Below are 13,515 nucleotides of genomic sequence, written 5' to 3' on the forward strand. Positions count from 1 at the left end.
CCGTTAGGGTCGGACCACCACCGGGCCACCCAGGTTCAGGCCCGGTGCCAACCAGGTTTCGGACCACAACAACTGCCAACGCGCCGGCCAGCTGAGCGCACACACGGGGCCGTCCTGGGCGAAGCGGTAATCCTCACAGGGCTGGTTCAGGTCAGTGACACCGACCTCCGTAAACGCCGGCTCGCGATAGCGGAAATGATCGATCAGGTAACGCAGCCCGTCCGCGATTTCCAGATACTGCCAGCGCAAGCGGATGGGCGTATTGGTAGTGCCGGTGCGGCCCTCACCCTCCCGGTACCAGCTCAGCAGCTGCCCATGGCTACCGTATTCTCGCGAAATGGTCAGCAGGCTTTGCAGGTCCTCGGCGCCGTTGTACACGGCGATCTCCGTCTGTCGCAGCTGACCGCGGCTGTTGTAGCGATATTCGGTCACCTCCCGAGCCTCGGCAATGCCATCGGCATTGTTATCGAGGGTCATCACCTCCTCGATCAGCTCACCACTGCTGCGATAGCGATATTCGAAAGTGCGCCGCGTGTTCACCGCGCCGTCGGCATTCACATCGTATTCCCAGGTTTGCCGGCGCAGCCTTCCATCGCTGAGATAGGCATACTCGAATGTGTTTTCGCGATCCACCACACCATCGCCATTGTCATCAAAGCGCTGGGTTTCCCGCAGCAGGCGCTCGTTGCCACCGTAGCGGTAACCCACCTCGATACGCACATCCACCACGCCGTCGACGGGAGAAAGATCGCCGTTATCCAGGGTATCCACCTGCTCCAGCAGGCGTCCGTTGCTGTTGTAGCGGAATTCAATACGCTGGCGGCGCTCTATGCGACCGTCCGCGTTGAGGTCCGCCTCTTCCAGCCACCAGTCCAGCAGGCCATCATCGTTGAACAGGCGCTCTACCCGGTACACCGAGTCCAGCAATCCGTCGACATCGTCGTCCAGCTCGAACACGGACACTATCCGATTGCCGCCATCGTCGTAATCAAAGCGATAAACCCGTCGCTCACTGACCTGTAGCTGGCCGTCTTCCTCGACCACCTCGACCAGAAAACCGCGCTTGCTGTAAAAGCGCTCGGAGCGGTAGAAAAACTCCACGTTGCCATCTTCATCGGTGTCATTTTCACGAAGGGACAGCACCCGGCGCCCCTGCGTGTCGTACTCGTAGCTCAACCGCTCGCGCCAGCTGTCCTCATCCTCCGGCTCGAAGGTAAGTCGCAGTTCCAAGGGCAGACCGAGGTCGCTGTATACCCAGAGCACTTCCTGCTCGATGGTATTGTTATCCCCAATATCGCGGGTCTCACGCACGGGTACGCGCGCGGGTACGATAATGCCGAGGGCGTCGTAGAGATAGATCAGGGGAAACTCGAGCGGCAACTGGTATTTGATAGAGAAGCGGCTGGTTATCGCCGGCAGGGAATCAATTCCGCGGCGGTAAGGGAAGGCGTAAAGGTCATAGTCCAGATCGAGCTGGTAGTCGGCGAGGTCCGCATCCCAATCGCTCAGGTCGATACCCGTATCCGGGTCCTGGTCCCGATCGAGAATCAGGAACAGCCGCATCATATTCGCTACCTGGTCGAGGGGATCCACCCACTGGTGATTGCCCAGTGCCACACGCAGGTCCACCTCACTGGTGTAGGGGCTCGCTCCTACCAGGTCAAACGGGGTCAACTGCGGTGCGCCAAGCGCAGCGCCCAGTACTATCCCGCCCAGGGAGAATTCCACCACTTCCCCGTCGCGATAGCGAAAGGTGCCGTCGCCGTCAGTGAGCCCGGAAAAGCTATCGGTGCGAAAGCGCAGGCCCTGAACACCCCCGGCGGCGAAAACACCGGTCATCTCCTCGCCACTCCCCTGGCTGCGTCCGGTGCCACCACTGGAGCTGCTGGAACTGCTACTTCTGCTGACGTTGGGGTTACCGAGTGCGCGATTGTCGGAATCGCTGTCGAAGTTACAGGCGGCGAGACAGCCGGTAAGAAGGAGGCAGACAAGCAGTTTCCACCCGTCGTGCAGACACGTGTGGAGGGTTTCGATACCCGGGGATACAGGCCTCACTGGCACGGGGGACTCCTTGTCGAACTTCAATTACGGCATTTGCCTTCGACCACAAAAAAGTATTGCCGAATAAAGCAGCGGTTGTTGACCGGATTGCGCGGTATTCCGCGGATTGACGTGAATTGAATGACGTTGCTCCGGTACGGGAACAGTTGTGCGCCCCATATATAAAAAGCCCCCGACAGCTGGGACTGTCGGGGGCTTTTTAGAGGTTTCCCGGGACGCTTGCCCCGAGAAAGCCGGATCAGATTTTCCAGGTTTTTACCTTTTCCAATCCGTGCTCGGCAACCCACTGGTTCAGCTGCTTGGGATTGCGCTTTTTCTTCTCGATAGTGGCATTGGTGTAGGGGTTGCGGTAGTGACCGGTTTCCAGCTTCGGTTCAGCCGGCTTGGCCGCAGTGGAGGCACGACGGGCGGTGCGACGCGGGGCTTCACCCTCACGCTTGAGGGCACGAGCAACGCGGGCCTTGAGGCTGCGCACGTATTCCGGCGCATCTTCATTGCTGAGCTGGGAGACCAGCCAGTCGACGATCTGCTCGCCGCGCGCACCGTACAGCTCTTCCTCTTCCATTTCGTACTCGGCGGCCAGGTTCACCAGCGCCTTGTCGAAGGCAATCACACCCTGCTTCTTGCGTTCGGCCTTCGCCATCTGCTCCTGCAGTTCTTCTATTTTTGCCTGGTGTTCAGCGATTTGCTGTTCGATCTGATCGTATTCCTGAAACATATATATTTGAGCCTCGATATATGTAGTGTTGTATGTAGTGATAGTAGTTTTCTGGTGAACGGCCACCAGAAGTATTAAATTTCGATTTAATTCGGGAAACCGGATATAAACCCGTAAATATTCAAATATGCCGACGCGCCAGACATCATCGCAAACGCGTCGTTATATAGGATTTAAACTCTCTTTATTTCCTGCAAGGGAAAGGAAGTACCGCACAAAACTCTGATAAACAGCATATAAACCAGAGGCAGGCTCCAGAATTCCCGGTTCAACCGGTGATACGGTGGCAACGGTGAATGCACATTTACGCATCTTATCCAGCTAATGGGATACCTGGGGAAGCCCCCCTAAAATCCAGAAAGGTATACGTTAACCGTTTTCAAACAGATTGATTTTGCGACTAAATTCGTCAATTCCAACATGGTGGTGCCGATTCCCGGCAATTCAAGTGGAGAGCGTTTATTTATCCAACATCCGGGAAACGAAACTGCGGTTAACCGGCCTGACGGGAGAACCCCTTAGCGCGTCAATAATACTGTTTTGTGGTAAATCCGCCAACAAACTTAAACTTATTTTTACTTATTAGCGTGTATATTGCCTCGCCGCTTACATACACCTGACAGGCGTTTCACGCGTAACTCTCCGTATCTTTCTCCATGAAGCCCCGGCCGCTGATCTATTCTTGGGATGGTTTCAGACCTGTTTTGCCGAATCAATAAACCATGCAGGGGGAAAACACGTTATGGCAAAAGTACGGGATATACACCATATGCCCACCCTGGCGGCACTGATGACGCCATTTCCTTACCATATCGATATCGATGCGCCCATCGAAGACGCGGAAGCGCTGATGGAAGAGCACGAGGTTCACCACCTGCCGGTGACCCGTGACGGCGATCTGGAGACCATCATCTCCCGCGGCGATATCGAGCGCACCCGCGCGCCGGGACACCGTCTGGAAGAGCAGCAGCTGTATGTCCGCGACCTGTGCGCCCGGCGCCCGTATATCGCGGATATCCACGACCCGCTGGACAAGATCCTTTTGGCCATGGCGGATACCGGGATCGGCTCGGTACTGGTGATGAAAGAAGGCGAGCTGGCGGGCATCGTTACGGTTACCGACGCGCTGCGCTTCTGCAGTCAGTATCTGGCAGACCTGGCGCAGCCGACGGACGATTCGGTCGCCTGAATACGCTGCCCGATCGGGAAGCTGAAGCGGAGGCTCACAGCGGCCAAATCCACAGCAATGTGGGTACCGATACCGCGACCACCAGCACTTCCATGGGCAGCCCCATGGGCCAGTAATCGCCAAACTTGAATCCACCGGGCCCCAGGATCAGGGTGTTGTTCTGATGCCCCACGGGGGTCAGGAATGCGCAGGAAGCGCCGATAGCCACCGCCATCAGGAAGCTGTCCGGGTTTACCTCAAGCTGCGCCGCGGCACTGAGTGCAATGGCGCACATCACCGCCGCGGTGGCCGCGTTGTTCATGAAATCCGACAGAGTCATGGTCACCACCAGGATCAGCACCAGCGCGATAACCGGGTTGCCCCGGGCCAGGTTATCCAGCATGGATTTAGCCACCAAATCCGCCGCCCCGGTGGACTCCATTACTCCGGCAACGGCAATCAGCGCCCCCAGCAGTACAATTACCGAGCCGTCGATGGCCTCGTACATATTGCGTAGTGGCACTACCTTCAGCGCCATAAACGCCACCGCACAGGTGGCGAAAGAGATGGCTGCCGGCAGCAGCCCAAAGGCCGCCCCGGCCACCGCCAGCGCCATGGCCACCAGCGCCACGTAGGCCTTTTCCTTGTTGGGTATCGATATATCCCGCTGCGCCAGGGGAACACAGCGCTGTTCATTGGCGAAGTTGCGCAGGTTGGGCTCGGTTCCCATCATCAGCAGCGCATCCCCCGCCATCAGCGGTGTGGAACGCAGGCGCTTGACCGAGCGGCGGCCCTGACGGGACAGCGCCAGCAGGTTGATTTCATAACGGCCAGCGAGACGCAGGTTCTCGGCACTGCGGCCGATCAGGAAGGAGTCCGGCATCACCACCAGCTCGCGCAGGGTGAGGTCCGCGCGATCCCTTGCGCGCTTTTTCTCCTGCTCCTCTTCTTGTTTCTCGTCTTGTTTATCGTCTTCCTGCAGTTCTTGTTCGCTCCCTCGCGCCCCCTTTTTTTCCGCTTCTTTCGGTGGGGCTGCGGACGCTGCGCTGGGCTGCCCGCTGTCGGCTCGGGTCAATTCGGGCGGAATCGTCACCTGTTCAGCTTCGCCATTCTTGCGAGCACTGCCATCGCTGGCAGCGGCCCTCGCCGGCGCTTGCTCCGCCTCACCGCTGGCCTCCTCGCCGCGCTCGCCACTGTCTTTGCGTTTGTTCTTGTCTTTGCCGTTTTGTTTCCCGTTGTCTTTGTCGGTTTCCTCCGCAGCGGGTGTCAGGCTAAGGCCCAGATTGGACAGCACCGCAGACAGGGACTCCGGTTCCGACTCGATCACCAGGATGTCCCCCGCCCGCACCCGCAGTCCGGGCATGGCAGTGGAGACCCGCGCATTGTTGTGTACCAGCCCGATTACCTGGGCATCTTCATCGCCGATCATTTTCACCAGTTCGGCGAGGGACTTGCCGACGGCCGCACTCTTTTCCCCCACCAGCGCTTCGGTCAGGTAAGTACCGGTATCGAAGGATGCAGCGCCCGCCTGGGTACGCGCGGGCACCAGACGCCAACCGATCAGGGAAACAAACAACACCCCCACCAGCGCCACCACCAGCCCCACCGGGGTAAAGTCGAACATGCCGTAACTGCCCGCCCCCGCACTCGCGCGAAAACCGGAGACAATCAGATTCGGCGGCGTGCCGATCAGGGTGGTCATTCCGCCGAGGATGGTGCCGAACGACAGCGGCATCAGCACCTTGCCCGGAGGCAGTTGGTAGCGATCGGCCAGGTCCGTGGCCACCGGCATCAAGAGCGCCATGGCACCCACGTTGTTCATAAAGCCAGACATACCGGCCCCCAGCGCAGTGAGCGTGGTAATTGCCAGGGTAATACCGCCCCGTCGCGGCATGACTTTATGCGCCAGAGCATCCATGGCGCCGGTATTCTGCAGCCCGCGGCTCAATATCAATACGCAGGCCACGGTCACCACCGCCGGGTGGCCAAAGCCGGTGAACGCATCCTCCGGTTCGATCAAACCGGCAAATACGCAGGCCAGCAGGGACGCCAGCGCCACCATATCGTGACGCCAGGGGCCCCAGATAAACAGGACCACGGTAACCGCGAGAATCAGCAGGATGACAATCTGGTCGAGAGACATGGAGTATTAGGATTTCCGGCATCTGGCGCCCGAGGAAAATCATCGGGCCAATCACAAACATAGTGGATTTGTCGCGCTGCGCCCGGATGTGGACGCAGAGCGTGCAGCGGAAGTCACATGAAGGAGGAAACCTGCGCAGACATGCGCAGAGGATTAATTGGAGACGTGCAGCCTTTTAAGCCCGAAGCGCTTGGACAGCAGTCGATCGCGCAGCCAGCGCGGCAGCCAGCGGGCCACCCAGGGCAGCAGGCGGCTTTTGTTGCCGATACGCAACAGGGTGGCCGGCCGTTTGCGCAGTAACTCCGCAGCCAGGTGTTTGGCCAGGTCCCTCGCCAAAGTGGCATTCTGCTGGGATTCCACTGCGCGCGCGCGCACGTGGTCTTCACTGCGTTTGTACCAGGAATCCGGGGCCAGCAGGCCACGCAGGGAAATCTCCGCATGGCGCCCGAACTCGGAGGCAATCGCCCCCGGCTGCACCGTCACCACGCGGATACCAAAAGGTTTCAGCTCAAGGCGCAGCACATCGGACAGGGTGTGCAGGGCGGATTTGGATGCGCAATAGGCGCCGGAGAACGGCGTCGGCATCACACCGGAAACCGAGCCGATATTGCAGATGATGCCGTGACCACGGGATTTGAGCAGCGGCGCACAGGCTCGCGCCAGGGCCATGGGGGCGAACACATTGGTGCGGAACTGGGCTTCCAGAGTGCGGGTATCCAGTTCCAGCAGCGGTCCCATCTGGCCGTACCCAGCATTGTTTACCAGAATATCCAGGCGGCCATAGGCGGTCTTGATCGCGTGTACCACGCGGTTGATATCCGCCTGCGAGTTCACATCCAGGGACTCGGTGGCAATACCCACGTCTGCCAGTTCCTGCAGGCTCTCCGCGCGCCGCGCGGTAGCAATAACGATGGTGCCACGACTGTGCAGGGCGAGCGCCAGTTCGCGCCCGATACCGCTGGAGCAACCGGTGATCAGCGCCACCCGGTCCGGGACCACGTATCCGCGTCCGATCTGGGCCAGGCTCTCGACGGCGAAAGCGTGATCGGAGGGACGAAACCGGTTGGCGGGGGGCTTGCTCACGTTACTGCTCCAATACTGCGTCCAATAAACTCGGTCCGGGGTTTATGTCAGTTTGAAGTGGGGGTTTTCGATCAGGCCGAAAACGTTGCCGTACGGGTCGAGGAAACTGGCCATCAGTATGCCTTCTCCCACATCGACAATCTCACCGTGCTGGCGTGCACCCAGGCTGTTGATCCGCTCCACCTGGGAGGCGATATCTTCAACGCCCCAGTAAGCCACAACTCCATCGGCACGGCTGGTCACATTGCGCGCATCCGGATCCAGCCCCAACTCGAAACCGCCGACGTTGAAGCCCACATAGCACTCGGCTTCAAAGTAAGGATCGATTTCCAACAGCGTGGTGTACCACGCCTTGGCCTCTTCCAGGTTTGGCACGCCGTAGATGACACTGCGCACCCCCAAAAACTGACTCACCTCAGACCTCCTCCTGGAGATTTGTTTCCTGAGCTGTCACCGCTTTGCTCTTGTATGTTTTTTGTTCGCCGGCAAACGGACTACTGAAGCTCCTGCTCCAGCTGCTCGAGAAGGTCCAGAGGTTCTATCTCCTCACCCTCCAAATCCGCATTCCAGTTGATGCCCACCAGTAATACATCTTCATGCATACCGGTCAGCCAGTCATCCATAAACTCTTCGAGGTCGACGGGTACTACCTGATAGTCCGCCCAGTCGTCGGCAACATGCGCCTCGGCGAATTCCCGCTGGGACCAGAAAGGCATGACATCGGTGTCAGCATGACGCTCCGATTCACACAGCGCAAACCCCTCTTCCCCTTCCAGGGCCCACACGCACCCCTGCTCTACCGCTTCCGGTAAAAAGCGGTCGCAGTTTTCCTCAAAATCTTCTCCGAGCGGTTCCAATTCCATACCGGCTAGCCTTAAAAGTGATTTTCGCAGTTTACGCCAGAATGGCCCGGATAAGTAGAAACTTGCGCTGATCCGTAGGCTGCCCGAGACACCCTGTGGGCACAGGATCCCGGATAAAACAGCGGTGTGGGAGCACGCGGTCGCAGAGAGAATCAGACAAGGGGAACGGAAGTGAAGGTACAGGACCGCGCCAGGAAAGTGCGGCTCAGGCCCGGAAACAGGGGCGAAACAAAAGTGGCAGAAAAACAAAAGCCGGCATTATGCCGGCCTTTATATCGGAGCGCTGAGGGTACATCACCTTTCTCGACCCTCAGCAATCAGATAACTTTGAGTATAGACGTACTCACTGAACCCGCCATCCCATCAGTTGACTGTTTTGCCCTTCCCTGGCAAGCAGCGGGTGCAACGTCTTGCTCGAGTACAGAATGGCGTTAATTGGTTTCTTTCAGATGACGCTTTTATGAAGGGTTTGTGACAGTGTCAGCGGATACCAGCCCCTCCCATCCTCCCGACCAATCGCTTCCTGAACCTCCCTACCTCTGGCGCCGCTTTCATTCACCCTCCCTCGGGGAGGAGGCAGTCCGGCGCAATATTCCGTCCAATGATCCCGGGGAAGCGATGTCCCCGATTTCGAGCTGAATAACAATAACCAACCAGAGAGACCCTAATGCAAGCGACGCTATCCACGCCCGCTGGCCTGCTGCTGGCCGCCAGTCTGTTATCCCACGCCATTTTTGACGCCAACCGGGCCCAGGCCTCAGACACCCCGAGCCCCACCATGGTGGGAATTCCCGGCAACCTGCAGGAAGCCATCGGTTGCCCCGGCAACTGGCAGCCCGACTGCCCCAGCACGCAACTGACTTACGATGCCAGCGACGACAAATGGCAGGGCACGTTTACCGTACCCGCCGGTAACTGGGAATACAAAGCAGCGCTGAACGGCGGCTGGGAAGAGAACTACGGTGCAAACGGCTACCGTAACGGCGCCAATATCGGATTGCAGCTGGGTGAGAGTCGCGCGGTAAAGTTCTATTACGACCACGAGAGCCACTGGATTACCAGCAACGTCAACAGCACCATCGCCACCGTTGCCGGCAATTTCCAGAACGCCCTCGGCTGCCCCGGCAACTGGCAACCGGACTGCCTGCGCAGCTGGATGCAGGACAGCGATGGGGACGGCATCTACACATTGCTCACCACAGAGATTCCCGCTGGCAGCTACGAATTCAAGGTCGCCCTGAATGAGGGCTGGAACGAAAGCTATGGCAACGGCGGCGGCAACGTGCCGTTTACCGTTGCTGAAGACGGCGACGAGATCTATTTCGCTTTCGATGCCAACAGCAAACAGGTCATTGTCAGCACCAACGGTATTCCCCGCGGGGATCTCACCCAGGAGAAAGCCCACTGGCTGGATACATCCCATTTCGCGTGGAATATCAGCCCCGCCGAAGGGGATCAGGTCAGGCTTCTGTACAGTGCCGATGGCACACTTCAGATCACACCGGACGGCATTGCCTCAGACCGCAGCTTTCCTCTGCAGGCAGTGAGTGGGCTGTCGGAATCGAGCCAGCAGAAGTTCCCCCACCTGGCAGGACAGACAGCGTTCGCGCTAACGGACCAGGTTCCGCTCGCCGAGCTGGTAACCGGCCAGCTCGCACTCGCGCTTTATGACAGCGAAGGCAACCTGAAAGATGCCACCGGTATCCAGCTCGCGGGCCTGCTGGACGAAGCTTTTTACTACGACGGCAAACTCGGTGCCCAGGTTGCGCCGGGCAGCATCGACTTTGCGCTGTGGGCACCCACCGCACGCTCGGTAAAACTACATCTGTTTACCACTCCGGGATCTGACACCGCCGATATGGTGGTGAATATGACCCAGCAGGACGGTGCGTGGCAGGCCAGCGTCGGCAAAGAATGGGACCGCGCTTACTACCTGTATGAAGTGGAGGTGTTTTCCTATTTTTCCGATGCCATGGAAACCAACCTGGTGACAGATCCCTACTCACTCGGCCTATCGATGAATAGCGGCAAGAGTCAGATCATCAACCTGGATGACCGCGACCTGCAGCCCCGCGCCTGGCAACGATTGCACAAACCTGCGCTGGAAAACCCCGAAGATATTTCCGTATACGAATTACATGTGCGGGATTTTTCCATCAAAGATCAAACGGTCCCGGCGAGCGAGCGCGGCACCTTCAAGGCCTTCACCCGCCGCAGCAGCGACGGCATGCAGCACCTGAAAAAACTTGCCCAGGCCGGCATGACCCATATCCACCTGCTACCCGCATTCGACTTCGCCACGGTCAATGAAGATAAAAGCCAGCAACAGGAACCCTCCAACCTGGACGCCTTTGCTGCGGACAGTAGCGAGCAACAAGCGGCGGTCAACGCGGTTCGCGATAGCGACGGTTTCAACTGGGGATACGATCCCCTGCACTTCACTGTTCCCGAGGGCAGCTACGCTACCGATGCCAACGGCCCCACACGAATCCGCGAATTCCGGGAAATGGTACAGGGGCTTTCCCGCTCCGGCCTGCGCGTGGTCATGGATGTGGTTTACAACCACACCAGCTCCTACGGCCAGTACCAGAATTCCATTCTGGATAAAATCGTTCCCGGCTACTACCACCGCCGCAACAGTGAAGGCGGCGTGGAGATGAGCAGCTGCTGTGCAAACACCGCCAGCGAGCATCGCATGATGGAAAAGTTGATGCTCGACTCCATGGAGATATGGGCGAAAGACTACAAGGTTGACGGATTTCGCTTCGACCTGATGGGACACCACAGCCTCGACAATATTCTGAAGACCCGCGCCATGCTCGACGCCCTCACCCCGGCTAACGCCGGAGTGGATGGCAAATCCATCTACCTCTACGGTGAGGGTTGGAACTTTGGCGAAGTAGTCGACGATGCACGCTTTGTCCAGGCGCGCCAGGGCAATATGGCTGGCAGCGGCGTGGGTACCTTCAACGATCGCCTGCGCGACAGCGTACGCGGCGGCAATCCTTTTGGCGGCTTTGAGGAACAGGGATTCGGCACCGGATTGTTTACCGACAGCAACGGCAAGTTCTGGGGCGACGAGCGTCAGACTCTGCTGACCCTCGCCGACAAGGTACGCGTTTCTCTCGCCGGCAACCTGAAGCAATACCGCTTTACGGATTCCTACGGCAATACCACCACAGGCGAGAAGCTTGTCTACAACGGCCAGCCCACGGGCTACACTGGCGACCCGCAGGAATCCATCAACTACATTGCCGCCCACGACAATGAAACGCTGTTTGACGGCATTCAGATCAAGGCCAACAGCACCGCAACCATTGAAGACCGCGCACGTATTCAGACGTTCAGTAACTCACTGGTGTTATTCGCCCAGGGCATACCGTTTATCCACGCGGGCCAGGACTTCCTGCGCTCCAAATCCATGGATCGCGACAGTTACAATTCCGGTGACTGGTTCAATGCCATCGACTTCACGTTTGAGCAGGGCAACTGGGGCAAGGGCTTGCCTATTGCGGATAAAAACGAGGACAGCTGGTGGATTATGCAGCCACTTCTGGCCAACCCGGACCTGGCACCGCAAAAAGACCACCGCGAATTCAGCGCTGCGATTTTCCGCGAGCAACTCGCCATCCGCAACAGCTCGCCACTGTTCCGTTTGACCACGGCAGAGGAAGTGCAACAGCATGTTAGCTTCCTGAATACCGGTCCGGAACAGGTTCCCGGTTTGATTGCGATGCAGCTGGAAGACTCCGCCGGCCAGATCGACCGCCGCTATGGGCGTATCGTGGTGCTGTTCAACGGCGACAAAGAGACCGTTACTTTCACTGACGATACGCTTATCGGCTCTCATCTGAAGTTGCATCCGATGCAGCGCCACTCTGCAGACCACGAGTTACGTTTTGCTGACTTCGATCGAGAATCTGGAACCTTCACACTGCCGGGTCGAACCAGCGCGGTGTTCGTAGAAAACCGGCACGCTGGTAAAAAAGAAAAACTGAAGGACAAAATTGAAGAGATAAAACAGGAGAAGAAGGAAAAGCTACAGGGCTTTTTCGATTTCCTGAAATCTCTTTTCTAATACTTCGAACGAAGCAGGATAGCTGAAGCGAAGGTCCTGATATCGGGACCTTCGCATTCCAGTGTTGCGCCTTAGTGGCGCTTTGGGAGTAAAGAGAGGAAGTTACTTTTCTGAACTCTCTTCATCGTCAAAGAGATGTCCCAGCTTACCCTTCTTGGTAGAAAGATAATTGGTGTTGTGCGGGTTGCGACCACTTTGATGCGGCAGGCGTTCAGTGACCTCGACTCCCAGATCTTCCAGCGCCTTTACCTTGCGCGGATTGTTCGTCATCAGGCGGATGGACTTGATGCCCAGGTGATCGATCATCGGCTTCAGGATCGAATAATCACGCATATCTGCACCAAAGCCCAGACGCTCATTCGCCTCTACCGTATCCGCTCCGCAATCCTGCAACTTGTATGCGCGGATCTTGTTCAGCAGGCCGATTCCGCGTCCCTCCTGGCGCAGGTAAAACACCGCACCGCGCCCCTCCGTCGCAATCCGGTGCAACGCATACTGTAACTGCGCACCGCAGTCACAGCGCAAAGAAAACAGCGCATCGCCGGTCAGGCACTCCGAGTGAATACGGGCCAGTACCGGCGCATCGGTATCCAGATCACCCATGCTCAGAACGACATGTTCCTTGCCGGTTTCCACTTCCTCGAAACCGTGCATCTCAAACATTCCCCAGGAAGTGGGAAGCTTTGAGGATTCCACATAACGAATGGTCAAACTGATACCTCGCGTTCCATCAAAATTCGTCATCAATCGCGCGCGCGCAGCAGTAACAGGCCGTCCTGTTGCTGCATATCCACGCGGCTCAAAAAACTGTTACCCAGCAGAGTCACCTGCGGGAAATCATTGCCAAGTACCGTCGCATCCACATTGTGCACGGTGATACCGCCAATGGTGACGCTGGAGAGCTGTAACTTGTATGCGCGCTCAATACCGCTGGCCGTAGACACCGTCATCGGCTGCGCACGGGCCAGGTCCAGACCGAGACTTTTCGCGGTGGGGTAATTAAACGCAATGCTGGTCGCACCGGTGTCCACCATGACATTGACCCGGCGCCCATTGATCCAGGCTACGGTACTGTAGTGACCGCCACCGTCGGCGCTGAGTCGAACCTCCGCTCGCTCAACCGTTGCATAATTGGCGGCGACGGGCGCGGCCAGGGTCAGCTTCTGTGCGCGGCCATCGATCTCTACCAGCGCATGCTCACTGGTGACTGATACCAGCTTTACCCCCTCAGGTGAGGTCTTACCGGATTTCAGCATGCGCCGCTTGCCATCGATCTCAAACATGGCGCTGCTGCCGAAGATCGCCTGCAGGCGGACCTCCGCGGCCGAGACAAGTCCCGGCACGCCGGCCGCCAGTGCCGTCAGTACAAAGCCTGTTACCAATCTTTTCATGGGCTTCCTG

General features: G+C 58.0%; 10 protein-coding genes. 2 read left to right on the forward strand and 8 right to left on the reverse strand.

The genetic code is table 11. The features are described 5' to 3' along the window. Positions 1-3: 3 nt before the first annotated feature. A complete protein-coding gene (locus tag HUW35_RS03165; protein WP_181254212.1) occupies positions 4-2,061 on the reverse strand; it encodes a hypothetical protein in 2,058 nt (685 codons plus the stop codon). Positions 2,062-2,299: 238 nt separating this feature from the next. Next, complete coding sequence (locus tag HUW35_RS03170; protein WP_181254213.1) at positions 2,300-2,779, reverse strand: hypothetical protein; 480 nt, start codon at positions 2,777-2,779, stop codon at positions 2,300-2,302. A 742-nt stretch (positions 2,780-3,521) separates the two neighbouring features. On the opposite strand from HUW35_RS03170, the gene HUW35_RS03175 reads away from it, so the two are divergent. Further along, the gene (locus HUW35_RS03175) at positions 3,522-3,968 is read left to right on the forward strand and encodes a CBS domain-containing protein (RefSeq protein ID WP_255463447.1); all 447 of its coding nucleotides are present in this window, start codon (positions 3,522-3,524) and stop codon (positions 3,966-3,968) included. Between the two features lie 34 nt (positions 3,969-4,002). Here HUW35_RS03175 and HUW35_RS18820 read toward each other — a convergent pair whose 3' ends face one another. The 4 genes from HUW35_RS18820 to HUW35_RS03200 all read right to left on the reverse strand — a co-directional run bounded on the left by HUW35_RS18820 (position 4,003) and on the right by HUW35_RS03200 (position 8,036). Continuing rightward, the gene (locus HUW35_RS18820) at positions 4,003-6,090 is read right to left on the reverse strand and encodes an SLC13 family permease (protein WP_255463448.1); all 2,088 of its coding nucleotides are present in this window, start codon (positions 6,088-6,090) and stop codon (positions 4,003-4,005) included. A 153-nt stretch (positions 6,091-6,243) separates the two neighbouring features. Further along, positions 6,244-7,173 (reverse strand): SDR family oxidoreductase, encoded by a 930-nt coding sequence (locus HUW35_RS03190; protein WP_181254214.1) that lies wholly within the window; start codon positions 7,171-7,173, stop codon positions 6,244-6,246. A gap of 42 nt (positions 7,174-7,215) precedes the next feature. Beyond that, positions 7,216-7,587 (reverse strand): VOC family protein, encoded by a 372-nt coding sequence (locus HUW35_RS03195; protein ID WP_181254215.1) that lies wholly within the window; start codon positions 7,585-7,587, stop codon positions 7,216-7,218. 80 nt (positions 7,588-7,667) lie between these two features. Beyond that, positions 7,668-8,036, reverse strand: a complete 369-nt coding sequence (locus HUW35_RS03200) for a DUF2750 domain-containing protein (protein WP_181254216.1) — start codon at positions 8,034-8,036, stop codon at positions 7,668-7,670. 667 nt (positions 8,037-8,703) lie between these two features. Between HUW35_RS03200 and pulA the strand changes: the two genes are divergently transcribed. Beyond that, entirely contained in the window at positions 8,704-12,114 is a 3,411-nt protein-coding gene (pulA, locus tag HUW35_RS03205) for a pullulanase-type alpha-1,6-glucosidase (protein ID WP_255463449.1), read from the forward strand. 102 nt (positions 12,115-12,216) lie between these two features. Here pulA and ribA read toward each other — a convergent pair whose 3' ends face one another. Together ribA and HUW35_RS03215 are read right to left on the reverse strand one after the other, a co-directional pair. Next, positions 12,217-12,825: a GTP cyclohydrolase II gene (ribA, locus tag HUW35_RS03210; protein WP_078085155.1), complete on the reverse strand. Its 609-nt coding sequence runs from the start codon at positions 12,823-12,825 to the stop codon at positions 12,217-12,219. 32 nt (positions 12,826-12,857) lie between these two features. Then, positions 12,858-13,505, reverse strand: coding sequence for a TIGR02281 family clan AA aspartic protease (locus HUW35_RS03215; RefSeq protein ID WP_255463450.1), 648 nt, complete (start codon positions 13,503-13,505; stop codon positions 12,858-12,860). Between the last annotated feature and the right edge of the window lie 10 nt (positions 13,506-13,515).

It is taken from the genome of Microbulbifer sp. YPW1 (assembly GCF_013367775.1).
Classification (GTDB): domain Bacteria; phylum Pseudomonadota; class Gammaproteobacteria; order Pseudomonadales; family Cellvibrionaceae; genus Microbulbifer.